Consider the following 14411-nt stretch of genomic DNA (forward strand, 5'->3'; position numbering starts at 1 on the left):
CCCGCAGAGCGGCCGCCATCAGGCCGGCGAGTCCTGCGAATTTGACGCGTACATGACGTCTAAGTGATCCTCGCGCGTCTCCCGGGGTACGCTCCGGGCACCCAGCCATTACTGAATACGCAAGGGACATTCCATGAGTGTTGACGCTACCGCGCCGACTTCCGCCGCCACCCCGCCGCCGCCGGCACCGCCCGAGTTCCCCACGCTGCTCGGTCATCCCCGGCCGCTGTGGATGCTGTTCATGACCGAATTCTGGGAACGCTTCGCGTTCTACGGCATTCGTTGGGCGCTGGTGCTGTACATCGTGGCGCAGTTCTTCAACGGCGATGCCACCGGCCAGGCGCCGGCCGGACGCACCTACGGCGCCTATCTGGCGCTGGTGTATGCGGCAGCGATCTTCGGCGGCTACGTGGCCGACCGCGTGCTCGGCTACCAACGCTCGATCCTGGTCGGTGCGGCCGTGATGGCCACCGGCCTGTTCCTTATCGCCATTCCCGACCACACCATGTTCGAGATCGGCCTGGCCACCGTGGTGGTGGGCAACGGGCTGTTCAAACCGAACATCTCCACCATGGTCGGCAAGCTGTACTCGGTGGCCGATCCGCGCCGCGACAGCGGCTTCACCATCTTCTACATGGGCATCAACCTCGGCGCGATGATCTCGCCGGTGCTGACCCAGCTGCTGGCCGAAAAGGTGTTCGGCACCGACGCCATGCCGTCCTACAAGATGGTGTTCATGGCCTCCGGCGTGGGCATGCTGATCAGCCTGGTGTGGTTCTGGATCGGCCGCGCGCAGCTCAAGGGCATCGGTGCACCGGCGCCGAACGCGCAGGGCATCGGTCGCGTGCTGATGGTGCTGGTCGGCTGCGTGCTGGCCATCCCGGTGGTGTACTTCCTGCTCGCCGTCGGTGCGGACGTGCTGCAGATCGTGCTGACCGTGTTGTTCGTCGGCCTGTCGGTGATGCTGCTGGTCGAAGGCATCCGCGAAGGCAAGGTGCAGCGCGACAAGGTGATCGCAATGCTGATCATCTTCGCCTTCAACGTGCTGTTCTGGATGTTCTTCGAACAGGCCGGCAGCTCGTTCACCTTCCTGGCCGACAACATCGTCGACCGCAGTTTCGGCGACTGGACCTTCCCGACCGCCTGGTTCCAGTCGGTGAACTCGATTGCCATCATCACGCTGGCGCCGATCATCGCCTGGATCTGGGTCAAGGCCGGCCGCTTCAACCCGTCGATTCCGCGCAAGTTCGGCCTGGGCCTGCTGTTCAACGGCCTGGCGTTCCTGCTGCTGATGTTTGCACTGTCGAGCCTGGTCAACGATGCTGGCAAGGTGCCGTTCTGGACCTTGTTCATGGTGTACGTGATCCAGTCGGTGGGCGAGCTGTGCCTGTCGCCGATCGGCCTGTCGATGGTGACCAAGCTGGCGCCAGTGCGCCTGGTCGGTTTCGGAATGGGCGGCTGGTTCCTGTCCACCGGCATCGGCAACAACCTGTCGGGCATTTTTGCCGGGCATGTCAGCGGAAGCGAAGGGATGAGCGTGTCTTCGGCCCTGAGCGGGTATACCTTCGGATTTTGGGCGCTATTGGGCGCTGGCGCGGTGTTGTTCCTGATCGCGCCGTTGATCAACAAACTGATGCATGGTGTGAAGTGAGGAGAACAGCGATGCCGATCAAACCCACTGTCTGTGGCCTGCTGCTGGCAGGTCTGTTGAGCGCCTGCGGGCAGCCCACCGAGCAACAGGAGGCGCCACGGCCGCTGGATACCTCGATGCAGAAGCCGCCCAGCGCCGATCCCAGCCAGCCGGTGTCCTCGGGCAATACGCCCACCGCGGCGGACATCGCCGCGGCGGCGGCACTCAATGCGCAGTACGACCCTTCGCGCGATCCGGCCGCCGATCTGGAGACCGCCAAGGTCGAGGCCAAGCGCGGCGGCAAGCGCATCGTGCTCAATGTCGGCAATGCGGCCTGCGAGCCGTGCAAGGCGCTGGACGAACTGATGGGCGGCGATGCGGAGCTGCGCAGCTTCCGCGACGCGCACTTCGTGGTGGTCAAGGTCAATCGCGATGCGGCCAACGAGAATGCCGCGTTCCTGTCGCAGTTCGCCCAGCTCAACGACTATCCATCGCTGCTGGTGCTGGACAACGACGGCAAGCTGCTGACCACCCAGACCGGCCCGGACCTGCGCAAGGGCGAGCGCTTCGACCGCAGGAAGCTGTTCGACTTCCTCAAGCAGTGGGCGCCGCCGCAGGCCTGATCCGTCGTTGCCGTGGCATGCAAAAACCCCCGCACTGCGGGGGTTTTTTTATCAGTCCTTGCCGGCCATGCGCGGCAGCCCGTCCTTGGCCAGCCGGTCGATCAGTTTTTCCAGGACCTGCTGCTCCTCGGCACTGAACACCGACATCAGCCGCTGTTCCATCTCGTTGACCAGCGGGGCGACGGTCTCGTAGACCTGGCGGCCGGCCGGCGACAGTGCCAGCATCGAGCGGCGGCGGTCGTCGCCATGGGTTTCGCGGCGGATGAAGCCGCGCTCCAGCAGGCGTGCAACGGCGCGGCTGACTGCAACTTTATCCATCGCGGTGCGGTCGGAGACCTCGCTGGCCGAGGAACCCGGATACAGCGCCAGGATGGTGATCACCCGCCACTCGGGGATGGCCATGCCGTAACGATCGCCGTAGACCTTGGCGATGTTGCTGCTGATGCGGTTGGACAGCACGCTCAGGCGATACGGCAGGAACTGCTCGAGGTTGAGCAGCACAGGATGCGGCGGCGGGGTGGGGGCGTCGAGATCGCTCATGTTGCACTGTGTCTTGATTTTGGTTTCATTTGCAACTACAAACCTTGGGTGGCCTGCGCATTCTCGCGGGTCTTCTGCCACCCCGCATAGCCCTGCGGACGGCCTAGCGTGGAGAAACGACGATGAGCGCACAACCGAGCAGTACCGCAACCCGCCCGAACCTGGGCATGCAGGTCACCACCTTCGACAATCCGATGGGGATCGACGGGTTCGAATTCGTCGAATTCGCCGCGCCGGCCGACCAGGCGGCGCAGCTACACGACTATTTCCGCAAGATGGGCTTCAGCGCGGTGCTGCGCCACCGCAGCCGTGCCATTACCGTCTATCGCCAGGGCGGGGTCAACTTCCTGCTCAACGAAGAGCCCGATTCGTTTGCCGCCGATTTTGCCGCCGCGCACGGCCCGAGCGCCTGCGGCTTTGCGATCCGCTTCCGCACCCCGGCCGAGACGGTGCTGCAGACCGTGCTGGGCAACGGCGGCGAAGCGGTGCAGGACAAGGCCGACACTCGCGCCGTGCCGGCCCCGGTGGTCAAGGGCATCGGCGACTGCATGCTGTATCTGGTCGACCGCTACGGCGATGCGGGCAGCATCTACGACGCCGACTACGAGCCGATCGAAGGCGCCGACCAGCACCCGGCCGGCTTCGGGCTGACCTTCATCGACCACCTGACCCACAACCTGTACTTCGGCAACATGCAGCGTTGGTCGGACTATTACGAGCGCCTGTTCAACTTCCGCGAGATCCGCTACTTCGACATCAAGGGCGCCAAGACCGGCCTGGTGTCCAAGGCGATGACCGCCCCGGACGGCATCGTGCGCATTCCGCTCAACGAGTCCTCCGACCCCAAGAGCCAGATCAACGAGTATCTGGACGCCTACCACGGCGAAGGCATCCAGCACATCGCCTGCTTCACCGACGACATCTACAGCTCGGTGGAAAAGATGCGCGAGGCCGGCGTGACATTCCTGGATACGCCGGATACCTATTTCGACGTGGTGGACCTGCGCATCCCCGACCACGGCGAGGATGTCGAACGCCTGCGCCGCAACAAGATCCTGATCGATGCTGACGTGGACACCAAGCAGCGCAAGCTGCTGCAGATCTTCACCCAGAACTGCATCGGCCCGATCTTCTTCGAGATCATCCAGCGCAAGGGCAACGAGGGCTTCGGCGAAGGCAATTTCCAGGCGCTGTTCGAGAGCATCGAGCGCGACCAGATGAAGCGTGGGGTGCTTTGAGGGCGGGGATTGGGGATTCGCTGTTCGGGATTCGGGATTCGGGATTTGTGGTTGGTGCGGTTAACTGGGTCTGTGCGGGCTTGAGTGGTGCAAAGTGTTGCGATGTCCAGCCTGGCTGCCCGTCACGTCGGATGTGGTTCCGGTACGGATCCAACGAAGCGGGTGGCAAGTGGTCGCAATCAAGCGCGCTCAGGCAAGGTATTTTTCCGACGACACAAAGCAACGAAGACGCACGTCGTTAAAGCCCCTCTCCCCGCCAGGAGAGGGGCTTAATCCGCCAGGTTTAGCTCTTCTACGGTAGGAAGGCGGCCTGATTCAACTCAATCCCAACCTTCTGCATCCGGGAAGGGAGGGCCAAGATCCGGACGCATGCCATGCATAACAACCAGCACTACATGACCGGTTTCGGCAACGCGTTTGCGACCGAGGCGGTGGCCGGTACCTTGCCGGTGGGGCAGAACTCGCCGCAGCGTGTGGCGCACGGGTTGTATGCCGAACAGTTGTCCGGCACCGCGTTCACCGCGCCACGCAGCGAGAACCGGCGTAGCTGGCTGTACCGCATCCGCCCGGCGGCCGTGCATGGCAGTTTCTCCCTGGTCGAACAGTCGCAGCTCCACAACGATTTCGGTCGCGGCCCGGTGCCGCCGGATCAACTGCGCTGGAGCCCATTGCCGCTGCCGTCCACGCCAACCGATTTCGTCGACGGTCTGTACACCATGGCCGGCAACGGCGGGCCGGAGGCGATGTCGGGTGTCGCCGTGCATCTGTATGCGGCCAACGCATCGATGCACGATCGCTTCTTCTACGATGCCGATGGCGAGCTGTTGCTGGTGCCGCAACTGGGCCGCCTGCGCATCCACAGCGAGCTCGGTGTGCTGGAGCTGGAGCCGCAGCAGATCGGGGTGATACCGCGCGGTGTGCGTTTCCGCGTCGAGCTGCCCGATGGCGAGGCGCGCGGCTATGTCTGCGAAAACTTCGGCGCATTGCTGCGGCTGCCCGACCTGGGGCCGATCGGCTCCAACGGGCTGGCCAATGCGCGCGACTTCGAAACGCCGCATGCGGCTTACGAACAGCGCGAAGGTGCGTTCGAGCTGGTGGCCAAATTCCAGGGCCATCTGTGGCGTGCGGACATCGGCCACTCACCGCTGGACGTGGTGGCCTGGCATGGCAACTACGCGCCGTATCGCTACGATCTGCGCCGCTTCAACACCATCGGCTCGATCAGCTTCGATCATCCGGATCCGAGCATCTTCACCGTGCTGACCTCGCCCAGCGACACGCATGGCACGGCGAACATGGATTTTGCGATCTTCCCGCCGCGCTGGCTGGTGGCACAGCACACTTTCCGCCCGCCGTGGTTCCATCGCAACGTGGCCAGCGAGTTCATGGGGCTGGTGCACGGCGTCTACGACGCCAAGGCCGACGGCTTCGCGCCGGGTGGTGCCTCGCTGCACAACTGCATGAGCGGGCATGGCCCGGATGCGGCGACCTTCGACAAGGCCTCGCATGCGGACCTGACGCGCCCGGATGTGATCGCCGACACCATGGCCTTCATGTTCGAAACGCGTGCGGTGCTGCGCCCCACCCAGCAGGCCTTGCAGGCCGCGCACCGGCAGGGCGACTATCAGCAGTGCTGGTCCGGATTGCGCGCGGCGTTTCAGGCGCCCGGCTCAGAGGATGCGCAGTAACTCAGGCAGTTGGGCGAATGTGCTGATCAGGCGCTACGGCAGTCAGAGGTCGCAGGTGTCGGATCGAGGGTTCCAGTTGTCCGCTCAAGCCGCCTGCAGCGCATCCGGCAACAGCTCGCCAATCCGGGCACGTACGCGCTCGGCGTAGCTTGCCGAGGTGATCTGCGGCAACGCGCGCAGCGCGTCGGCAATAGCGGCGCCGATGGCGTCCTCGGCGCGTGCGGCCTGCAGCTGCCGATGCAGCGCCGCGGCGGCCGGGTCGCGTTGCAGCTGCAGGATGTCGAGCAGGTACAGCCGTGCATTGGTGGCCGCGCGACGGCGCTGGCGCTGCAGGTCTTCTTCGCTCGGTGGTGCCGCTGGCGGCGTCACGTGGGTACCGGGCACGCCCGCCGGCGAGGAATCAGACGCCTGGGCAGTGCGTGTCGCACTCCCTGCCTGCGTGCCGAACTCCAGATAGCCCATCGCGCAGAGCGCATGCACCAGCGCGGCGCCGTCGCCGCCCAGCAGCACGGCCAGCGTTGCCAGATCGCGCTGGCCGTCGGCCAGGATCAGCGCCCGTCGCTGCAGCAAGGTGAGTGGACTGCGGTGCGATTGCAGCGCGGTGAGGGCGAGCTCGGTCTTGCGTGGGGTCATGGCGGCGGTCCTGCGAGGCACCCAGCTTGCCCGCCGCCAATGAAGCGCCGATGACATCGGTACGAGGCAATGCCAGCGCGTTCTGCACATCGTCGCGATGTGGGCTGTGTACGCTGTAGCGGACCCGTAAGGAATGCATGCATGACCACCAGATTGCTCGGTTTGATGGGCGCATTGCTGTTGCTGACCGGCTGCAACCGTGCCGAGGACGCCACCACGGCCGCGCCCGACGCGGCACCCGCACCGGTGGCAGCCGCCAACGACCAGCCAGCCGGGGAGGTTCCGCCGGCCACTGCGCCGGCCGGCACGCTTCCGCCGCAACTGCGCCAGCAGCCGGCTGCGCTCGCGCGCCTGGATGGGTACGGCGATCTGCGCCTGGGCATGGACGCAGCGCAGGCGCGCGCTGCCTGGGGCGGCGACCTGCGCGGCGAACCGGCGACCGACGGCGGCTGCTATCTGCTACGGCCGCAGTGGGCCGAGGATGCACGCCGCTTCGGTTTCATGTTCGAAGGCGATCGCCTTGTGCGTTATCAGACCAACGAACCCAAGGAGCTCGCCCCGGGCGGCGGCAGGGTCGGCATGACGCTGGCGCAGCTGCGCGCGCTGTATCCGGCAGGTCTGACCGAACAGCCGCACAAATACGTCCCCGGCGCGTTCACCCTGCGCATGGCCGATGCGGCCACCCGGTCCGCATTGGTGTTCGAGACCGATGCCGACGGCAAGGTCAGCAGCTGGCGGGTCGGGCAGCCGCCGCAAGTGGATTATGTGGAAGGCTGCGGCTGATCCGTCACGGCCGCCGCGGCGCCGCATCGGCGGCGCAAGCGGCTTCCGGCAGCGCAGCGTGCGCGCGCATAGTCGATTGGTAGCATGCGCGTAGAGCAACGTGTCGAGACCATCCGGGCAGGGGGTCTCGAAGCAGCTGCGCAGCTCAGCGCGGATCCTTGTCCGGCTCGGCGTGCTGTTTGGCGGTTTCCGCGTTTTCGCCCACATCGCCTTGCGTCTGCGGTGTGGGCAGGCCTTCCTTCTTCATCTCGCCATGGTTGGGCACTTCCGGGCGGTTTTCCATCATCAGCGACAGCGCGGCCTTGGCCATCAGATGGGCACTGATCGGTGCGGTGATGAACAGGAACACGGTGATCAGCAACTCGCGCGGTTGCGGGTCCACACCCAGGAACAGGTGATAGCCGACCGATGCCAGCAGCACGCAGCCCACCCCCAGGGTGCTGGCCTTGGTCGGCGCATGCAGGCGCTTGAAAAAATCCGACAGCTTCACCAGGCCGAGCGCGCCGATCAGGATGAAGAAGGTGCCGACCAGCAACAGCGCGCTGAGTAGATATTCGGTGAGCGCAATCATTCGACGATGTCCCGACGCAACACGAACTTGCTCAGCACCACGGTGCTGCCGAAGCCCAGCATCGCGATCACCAGCGCGGCCTCGAAGTAGATCGGCGAATCCAGGTACATGCCCAGCAGCATCAGCTCGGCGATGGCGGTGATGGACAGGGTATCCAGCGCCAGGATGCGATCGGGCACGCTCGGGCCGCGCAGCAGGCGCCACAGCGCCATCAGCATGGCCAGGCCCACCGTGTGCATGCAGATGACGATGGTCGATTCGATGAACATGTGGCCGGTCACGGAAAGATCTCCATCAGGGGCTTCTCGTAGCGGGTCTTGATCTCGGCGATCAAGGCGTCCGGGTCGTCCAGGTGCAGCACGTGTACCAGCAGATACTTGCGGTCGTCCGAGAGCGCCGCCGACACTGTGCCGGGAGTGAGCGTGATCATGCTGGTCAGCGCGGCGATGCCGTGGATGTTGGCGATATCCAGCGGCACCCAGATGAAACCGGGGTGGATGCGCGACTCCGGGCCTAGCACCTGGCCGGCCACCTTGATGTTGGAGCGCACGATGTCGCCGGCTGCCACCAGCAACATGCGCGGCACCGAACGCAGCGAGCCGATGCGGGCGAACTCGCGGTCCAGGCGCGCCGCAAAGATCGGCACCACCCAGCCCAGCAACAAGCCCAGCACCCATTGCTGCGGCCCGAAGCTGTCGCTGAGCAACAGCCAGAAAATAAAGACCGTCACGCTCAGCGACGGCGAGGGCAGCAGCCGGCTGCGCAGCGGCATGCGCGTACTCATGGCTGCCTCCGTTGCGGCGTGGTGGCGCGGACCTGCTCGACGTAGGCGCCGGGATCGCGCAGTTGCACGCCAGCCGCGTCGGTGTAGCGCATCAACGGGCCGGCACCGGCCGTCATCGCCACCAGCCCGCTCAGCAATAGCAGCGTGGCGGCGGTTTCCACCGGGCGCATGCGTGCACGCCGTTGCGGCTGCAGCTCGGGAACATCCTGCACCGCTTCGGGCACGCGCCAGAACAGGCGCACGCCGGCACGCGTCAGGCCGATCACCACCAGCAGGCTGCTGCCCAGGATGGCGAACCACACTGGCCCGACCAGGCCCTCGGGCACGTGCTGCAGCAACGCGGCCTTGGCCAGGAAGCCGGACAACGGCGGCAGCCCGGCGACCGCGACCGCGGCGACCATGAACATCGCGCCGGGGATCCCGCGCCGCGGCAGTGGCGCGACCACTTCCTTGCGGTCGCTGGCGCTGCCGCGGCGACGCCGGATCAGGTCCGACACCATGAACAACGCCGCAGCCACGAAGCTGCTATGCGGCAGGTAGTACAGGCCCGCACCCAACGCGCCGGCATCGTCCAGCGAGAAGGCGATGAACAACGTCGCCGCCGAGAACACCACCAGATACGACACCATCACCCGCAGCCGCGATGCGGCCATCACCCCGAACGCGGCCATCAGCAGCGTGGCGATGCCCAGCCACAGCAATGCGTGGCGGCCGAAGCCCTGCAGCGCGCCGGCACCGGCGCCGAACCACAGCGCCGACACACGCAGCGTCGCGTACAGCCCGACCTTGGTCATGATGGCAAACAACGCCGCCACCGCCGCCGGCGCGCGCGAATAGGTCTCCGGCAACCACAGGTACAGCGGCAGCAACGCGGCCTTGCTGCAGAACACCAGCAGCAACAGGCCCAGGCTGGCCTTGGCCAGCGGCAAGTCCTGCGCCGGCAACGCGGCGATGCGTTGCGACAGCTCGGCCATGTTCAAGGTGCCGAACACGCCGAACAGCAGGCCCAGCGCGATCAGGAACAGGGTCGACGCGCACACGTTGAACACCACGTAATGCAGGCCCACACGCATCTGCAGCCCGCGCCCGCCGCTGAGTAGCAGACCGTAGGAGGCGATCAGCATCACTTCGAAGAACACGAACAGGTTGAAGATGTCGCCGGTCAGGAACGCACCGTTCAAGCCCATCAGCTGGAACTGGAACAGTGCATGGAAATGCGGCGCGCGCCGGTCCCAGCCGGCGCAGGCATGCAGCAGGCAGGCCGCGCCCAGGATCAGGGTGGTCAACAGCATCCACGCCGACAGGCGGTCGCCCATCAGCACGATGCCGATGCGCGCCGGCCAGTCGCCGAGCAGGTAGACCAGTACCTGGCCTTCGGCGGCGCGCGCGAACAAGGCGATGACCGCTGCGGCCAGCAAGGCCATGCTCGCCCATGCCACCGTGCGCTGCACGCGCGGCCCATAGCGGCGGTGTTCGACGAACAGCGACGCCGACGCGCCCAGCATCGGGATCAGGATCGGCAGGATCAGCAGATGGTTCATCGCCGGGCCTCGCGCGTGTCCACGCCGGTGGTGGCGTCTTCATGCGCATCCACGTGATCGCTGCCGTTGTCGCTGCGGCTGCGGATCGCCAGCACCAGGCTCACCGCGGTCATCGCGAAGGCGATCACGATCGCGGTCAGCACCAGCGCCTGCGGCAACGGGTCGGTGTAGTGCATCAGGTCGGCCGGCACGCCCTCGCGCAGCACCGGCGCCTGGCCGCTGCGCAGCCGCCCACCGGCGAAGATCAGCAGGTTGGTCGCGTACGACAGGAAGGTCATCCCCAGGATCACGTCGAAGCTGCGTGCGCGCAGCAACAGGTAGATCGCCAATGCGGTGAGAACGCCGATCGCGCTTGCCACTGCCAGTTCCATCAATGCTGCTCCGCGGTGCGTGTCGAACGTTGGGTGGGGTCGATCTCGCCGCGCTGCGAGCTGCGCGTGCGCGAGGGTTTGATCGTGCCCATCATCGACAGCATCAGCATCGCCGCACCGAACACCACCAGATACACGCCGACATCGAAGCCCAGCGCGCTGGCCAGTTCCAGGTCGCCCAGCAGCGGCAACGGAATCTCCAGATGCCCGCTGCTCAGGAACGGCATGCCGAACACCAGCGCACCGGCACCGCTGACCAGCGCGCACAGCAGGCCGATGCCGATGAGGCGGATGTAGTCGAAGCCGAAGCGCGATTCCACCGACGAGGCACCCTGGATCACGTACTGCATCAGCAACGGCACCGCCAGCACCAGCCCGGCGATGAAGCCGCCACCGGGCGCGTTATGGCCGCGCAGGAACAGGAACAAGGACACCGTCAGCGTCAGCGGGAACATGATCTGCGCCAGATCGGCCGGCACCGGCAACTTGATCGGCGGCCCGGGCATGCTGCGCTCCGGCGCCATCCGCGAGCGCCGCAGCAGCGCGTGCACCACCAGCCCGGCGATCGCGAACACGGTGATCTCGCCGAAGGTATCGAAGCCGCGGAAATCCACCAGGATCACGTTGACCACGTTGCGCCCGTAGGCTTCCGGCAGCGCACGCTGCAGCAGCTCGCCGGCAACCGTGTGGCTGGGCTGGGTCATCAAGGTATAGGCCAATGCGGCAAGCCCGGCACCACCGACGACGGCGATGCCGGCATCGCGGAGCTTGCGCAGGCGCGCGGGCTCGGGCAACGAGCGCTCGGGCAGGTAATTCATCGCCAGCAGCATCAGCACCAGCGTGACCATCTCCACCAGCAACTGGGTCAACGCAAGATCCGGTGCCGACAGGAACACGAAGGTCATGCTGACCGCCAGGCCGGTGCCACCCAGCACCAGCACCGCGAGCAGGCGCTGCTTGTACAGGAACAGGCTGCCCAGGGCGCAGGCGATCATCAGCAGCCAGATCGTCCAGCCCAGCAGCGGCAGCGGGGTGGGCGCGGGCCAGGCCGGCAATGCGCCGCCCTGCAGGAACGGCACCAGCGCCACTACGACAGCGCTCAGCACCAGCAGCATCAGCATGCGTTGCAGGTTGCCGTTGGTGACCGCATCGGTCATGCGCACGGTGCCGGCGAACAGCGCGCGCAGATTCCAGTTGAACAGCGCCTTGCCGGGCGAGCGGTTCTGGATCGCGTACATGTCCAGCGTGCGGCGCAGCGCCATGTACAACAGGGTACCGCCCACCATGCCGGCGATGCTCATCGCCAGCGGCCAGTTCCAGCCATGCCACAGCGCCAGGCTGTAGTCGGGCAGGCGCGCGCCCAGGATCGCGCCGGCACCGGCGCGCAGCACCGGCGCGATGGTCCAGGCCGGCACGATGCCCACGGCCACGCAGATCAGCACCAGCACATCCACCGGAATCCGCATCCAGCGCGGCGGCTCGTGCGGAGTGGTGTCCAGGTCGCGCGGGCCCTCGCCAAAGAAGGTGTCGTGCACGAAGCGCAGGCTGTAGGCCACGCCGAGCAGGCCGGCCAGCAGCGCGGCGATGCTGGCCAACACACGCATCGTCTGCGGCGCATCGGTTTCCAGCGCCACGGCAAAGAACATTTCCTTGGACAAAAAGCCGTTGAGCAGCGGAACGCCGGCCATCGCCAGCGAGGCGGTGATCGCCAGTACGCTGGTGACCGGCATCAGGCGGCGCAGGTTGCCCAGCTTGCGCATGTCGCGCGTGCCGGTCTCGTGGTCGATGATGCCGGCGGCCATGAACAATGAGGCCTTGAACACCGCGTGGTTGAGGATGTGGAACACGCCGGCCACCACCGCCATCGGCGTGGACAGGCCGAACAGCATCGTGATCAGGCCCAGATGCGAGATGGTCGAATACGCCAGCACGCCCTTGAGATCGTGCTGGAAGATCGCGTGCCATGCGCCGAGCAACAGCGTGATCGCACCGATGCTGGTGACCGTGTAGAAGAACAGGTCGGTGCCGGCCAGGGCAGGATGCAGGCGCGCCAGCAGGAACACGCCGGCCTTCACCATCGTGGCCGAATGCAGGTACGCCGATACCGGCGTCGGCGCCGCCATCGCGTGCGGCAGCCAGAAGTGGAACGGGAACTGCGCGCTCTTGGTGAAGATGCCCAGCAGCACCAGCCCCAATGCATAGGGATACAGCGGACTGGCGCGAATCAGATCGCCGGCCGCCAGCACCGCATCCAGCTGGAAACTGCCGACGATGCGGCCGATCATCAGGATGCCGCCGAGCAGGGCCAGGCCGCCACCGGCCGTCAGCACGAAAGCCATGCGCGCGCCTTCGCGCGCATCCTTGCGGTGCGACCAGAAGCCGATCAACAGGAACGAGCTGATGCTGGTGAGTTCCCAGAACACCATCAGCAACAGCAGGTTGCCCGACAGCACCATGCCGAGCATCGCGCCCATGAACAGCATGAGATAGGCGAAGAAACGCGATGCGCTGTCGCGTGCACTCAGGTAGTAATGCGCATACATCACCACCAGCGCACCGATGCCCAGCACCAGTAACGCGAACATCCACGCCAGGCCATCGAGCCGCAACGAGAACATCAGGCCGATCTGCGGCAACCATGCGTACTGGCTGCCGATCACCTCACCGCGCAACACGGCCGGTGTGAGCGTCGCCAGGATGACCAGCCCGCCCAACGGCGCGGCCGCAGCCAACCACGCAGTGATCGAACGGGAGGTGCGCCAGAGCAGCGCAGTGGCGGCCGCCATCACAAATGGCAGCGCAAGCAGGATTTCCAGCGAGAAAGGCATGCAGGGAACACAAGATTCGCGAGCAGGCCAGAGAGCTTAACAAATCGTTGACTGACGCCAGCGTCAACGCCGTGGCTGCGCGCCTGCGCAAATCGCGGCCGGATCGGCGTCGCGCCGCTGCCTGTCACTCGCTATGCTGGGATCACCCAGACTGCATCCGAGCCCTGTGACTGCTGCCGATCCCGCTCCGTCCACTGCCGTTTCTGCGCCGCGCGCCCTGGTGTTCGGCGGCAGCGGTCAGATCGGCGAACGCCTGCTGACGCGGCTGCTCGGCCGCGGTTGGCAGGTGACGGCCTGGTCGCGCCAGCCACGTGCCGCGCGCGCCGGGCTGATCTGGCGGCAGGGCGATCTGGCCATGCCGGCTGCCGCGGGCGAGGCATTCGAGGTGATCTTCAGCTGCGGTCCGCTGGACCATTTCGCGCGTTGGTATGTCGAAAATCCGGTGCGTGCTCCGCGCATCGTGGCGTTCGGTTCCACCAGCCTGGAGGTCAAGGAACACTCGATCGACGCGGCCGAGCGCGATGTCTCACAGCGCCTGGCAAATGCGGAACAGGCGCTGTTTTCCGCAGCCCAGGCGCGTGGCGCCGCGGCGACGGTGCTGCGCCCGACCCTGGTCTACGGTGCCGGGCGCGACCGCACGCTCACCCAGATCGCCGGGCTGGCGCAGCGCACCGGCGCCTTCGTGCTGCCGGCCAACGCGACAGGGCTGCGCCAGCCGGTGCATGTGGACGATCTGGCCAGCGCCGCGCTGGCGGTGGTCACCCAGCCGGCGACGCAGCAGCGCAGCTATGCCGTCGGCGGCGGCGAAGTGCTGGCCTACACGCAGATGGTGGAGCGCGTGCTGGCGGCGCTGCCGCGACCGGCGCGGCTGTATCAGGTGCCGCCCGGCCTGTTCGGCCTTGCCCTCACCGCTGCGCAGCGGCTGGGGCGCCTGCGTGGCATCAATGCGGCCGCTTTGCAGCGCATGCGCGATGACCTTGTGTTTGACCTGGAACCGGCGCGTCGCGACTTCGGTTATGCGCCGCGCGCCTTTCGTCCCCTGCCCGAAGAACTCGGCATCGGCGAGTGAGGCTCGTCTGGGCGTATGTGCTTCGAAGACCTGCATGGCGCGCGGTCCGCTAGCTCTGCTGCGCAAGGCGATGCGGCACGACCGTTAGCCGCTGCAGCGCTTCGGCGTAATC

The 14411-nt window shown here is 66.3% G+C and carries 14 protein-coding genes; 6 read left to right on the forward strand and 8 right to left on the reverse strand.

The annotated features are described in order from the left end of the window. Positions 1-133: 133 nt before the first annotated feature. Both ACCQ04_RS02245 and ACCQ04_RS02250 read left to right on the forward strand, forming a co-directional pair. Positions 134-1651: a peptide MFS transporter gene (locus ACCQ04_RS02245; protein ID WP_226426946.1), complete on the forward strand. Its 1518-nt coding sequence runs from the start codon at positions 134-136 to the stop codon at positions 1649-1651. Positions 1652-1662: 11 nt separating this feature from the next. Further along, complete coding sequence (locus ACCQ04_RS02250; protein ID WP_054592411.1) at positions 1663-2253, forward strand: thioredoxin family protein; 591 nt, start codon at positions 1663-1665, stop codon at positions 2251-2253. 51 nt (positions 2254-2304) lie between these two features. Here ACCQ04_RS02250 and ACCQ04_RS02255 read toward each other — a convergent pair whose 3' ends face one another. Further along, positions 2305-2793: a MarR family winged helix-turn-helix transcriptional regulator gene (locus ACCQ04_RS02255; protein WP_016905082.1), complete on the reverse strand. Its 489-nt coding sequence runs from the start codon at positions 2791-2793 to the stop codon at positions 2305-2307. A gap of 122 nt (positions 2794-2915) precedes the next feature. Between ACCQ04_RS02255 and hppD the strand changes: the two genes are divergently transcribed. Then, on the forward strand, positions 2916-4031 hold the full coding sequence (gene hppD / locus ACCQ04_RS02260; RefSeq protein ID WP_046345445.1) for a 4-hydroxyphenylpyruvate dioxygenase: 1116 nt from the start codon (positions 2916-2918) through the stop codon (positions 4029-4031). A gap of 374 nt (positions 4032-4405) precedes the next feature. Beyond that, positions 4406-5719: a homogentisate 1,2-dioxygenase gene (gene hmgA, locus ACCQ04_RS02265; RefSeq protein WP_102583223.1), complete on the forward strand. Its 1314-nt coding sequence runs from the start codon at positions 4406-4408 to the stop codon at positions 5717-5719. 84 nt (positions 5720-5803) lie between these two features. On the opposite strand, the gene ACCQ04_RS02270 is transcribed toward hmgA, so the two are convergent. Further along, positions 5804-6352, reverse strand: coding sequence for a hypothetical protein (locus ACCQ04_RS02270; RefSeq protein ID WP_065033024.1), 549 nt, complete (start codon positions 6350-6352; stop codon positions 5804-5806). 165 nt (positions 6353-6517) lie between these two features. Between ACCQ04_RS02270 and ACCQ04_RS02275 the strand changes: the two genes are divergently transcribed. Continuing rightward, entirely contained in the window at positions 6518-7135 is a 618-nt protein-coding gene (locus ACCQ04_RS02275) for a lectin (RefSeq protein ID WP_226427145.1), read from the forward strand. Positions 7136-7280: 145 nt separating this feature from the next. Here ACCQ04_RS02275 and ACCQ04_RS02280 read toward each other — a convergent pair whose 3' ends face one another. Genes ACCQ04_RS02280 through ACCQ04_RS02305 form a run of 6 tightly spaced genes read right to left on the reverse strand, consistent with a single transcriptional unit; the run spans position 7281 to position 13230 of the window. After that, a complete protein-coding gene (locus ACCQ04_RS02280; RefSeq protein WP_047127936.1) occupies positions 7281-7706 on the reverse strand; it encodes a Na+/H+ antiporter subunit G in 426 nt (141 codons plus the stop codon). Further along, positions 7703-7987, reverse strand: coding sequence for a K+/H+ antiporter subunit F (locus ACCQ04_RS02285; protein WP_046345450.1), 285 nt, complete (start codon positions 7985-7987; stop codon positions 7703-7705). Before ACCQ04_RS02285 ends, ACCQ04_RS02280 begins: the two co-directional genes overlap by 4 nt. Further along, complete coding sequence (locus tag ACCQ04_RS02290) at positions 7984-8490, reverse strand: Na+/H+ antiporter subunit E (RefSeq protein WP_016901331.1); 507 nt, start codon at positions 8488-8490, stop codon at positions 7984-7986. Before ACCQ04_RS02290 ends, ACCQ04_RS02285 begins: the two co-directional genes overlap by 4 nt. Further along, positions 8487-10031 carry a monovalent cation/H+ antiporter subunit D gene (locus ACCQ04_RS02295; protein WP_024938212.1) on the reverse strand — a complete coding sequence of 515 codons (1545 nt, stop codon included), beginning with the start codon at positions 10029-10031 and terminating at the stop codon, positions 8487-8489. The genes ACCQ04_RS02290 and ACCQ04_RS02295 overlap by 4 nt, the downstream gene beginning before the upstream one ends. After that, the gene (locus ACCQ04_RS02300; protein ID WP_016901335.1) at positions 10028-10402 is read right to left on the reverse strand and encodes a Na+/H+ antiporter subunit C; all 375 of its coding nucleotides are present in this window, start codon (positions 10400-10402) and stop codon (positions 10028-10030) included. Before ACCQ04_RS02300 ends, ACCQ04_RS02295 begins: the two co-directional genes overlap by 4 nt. Beyond that, positions 10402-13230, reverse strand: coding sequence for a monovalent cation/H+ antiporter subunit A (locus ACCQ04_RS02305; RefSeq protein WP_226426945.1), 2829 nt, complete (start codon positions 13228-13230; stop codon positions 10402-10404). Before ACCQ04_RS02305 ends, ACCQ04_RS02300 begins: the two co-directional genes overlap by 1 nt. A gap of 166 nt (positions 13231-13396) precedes the next feature. Here ACCQ04_RS02305 and ACCQ04_RS02310 point away from each other — a divergent pair, with 166 nt between their 5' ends. Further along, the gene (locus ACCQ04_RS02310) at positions 13397-14299 is read left to right on the forward strand and encodes an NAD-dependent epimerase/dehydratase family protein (protein ID WP_226426944.1); all 903 of its coding nucleotides are present in this window, start codon (positions 13397-13399) and stop codon (positions 14297-14299) included. Positions 14300-14411 lie beyond the last annotated feature (112 nt).

Source organism: Xanthomonas sp. NCPPB 2866, assembly GCF_041475745.2.
Classification (GTDB): Bacteria; Pseudomonadota; Gammaproteobacteria; order Xanthomonadales; family Xanthomonadaceae; genus Xanthomonas; species Xanthomonas arboricola.